This is a genomic window from Clostridium sp. C2-6-12 (assembly GCF_009928485.1).
GTDB lineage: Bacteria > Bacillota > Clostridia > Clostridiales > Clostridiaceae > Clostridium.
The window spans coordinates 1-911 of sequence record NZ_JAABNP010000091.1; the positions used below are offsets into that span (position 1 = coordinate 1).

The 911-nt window shown below is 31.2% G+C and carries 1 protein-coding gene; it reads left to right on the forward strand.

Annotated elements, in window-relative coordinates; translation table 11 throughout:
- On the forward strand, positions 1-911 hold a 911-nt coding region (locus GXK56_RS27500; protein WP_160693488.1), incomplete at both ends, for an ATP-binding cassette domain-containing protein.

Consider the following 911-nt stretch of genomic DNA (forward strand, 5'->3'; position numbering starts at 1 on the left):
TCTAATAAATATGAATTAAAAGTTGACCCATATGCAAAGATAGAAGATATAACAGTAGGAATGCAGCAAAGAGTTGAAATTTTAAAGATGCTTTATAGAGATGCAGAAGTATTAATCTTAGATGAACCTACAGCAGTTCTTACACCACAAGAAATTGAAGAACTTATGAAGATTATGAAAAATCTTATTAAAGAAGGAAAATCAATTATAATAATTACCCATAAACTTAAAGAAATAAAAGCTGTTGCAGATTATTGTACAGTTATAAGACGTGGAAAATATATTGGAAGTGTTGAAGTAAAGTCAACATCACAAGAAAAAATGGCAGAAATGATGGTTGGGAGACCAGTAAACTTCAAGGTTGATAAAAAAGAAAAAGAAGCCGGAGATGTAGTTTTAAAATTAGAAGATCTTTCTGTTATGAATAACAAGAAGGTTTTAGGGGTTAAAAACTTTTCTTTAGAAGTTAAAGCTGGAGAAATTCTTGGTCTTGCTGGAGTTGAAGGTAATGGACAATCTGAATTGATTGAAGCAATTACTGGTATGAGACAAGTAAAATCAGGAAAGGTATATTTTAAAAATGAAGATATAACAAATATGTCTATACGTAAGCGTATAAATAGTGGAATAGCACATATTCCAGAAGATCGTCACAAAAGAGGGCTTGTATTAGACTATACACTTGAAAATAATATGGTTTTAGAAATTTATGATAGAGAACCATTTTCAAAGCATGGCTTATTAAATAAGGATGCTATACACAATTATGCTGAAAAGATAATTAAAGAATTTGACGTAAGATCAGGAGAAGGTGGAAAATCACCAGCAAGAACTATGTCAGGTGGTAATCAGCAAAAAGCCATAATTGGTCGTGAAGTTGAGCTTAAGCCAGAACTTCTAATTGCAGTTCA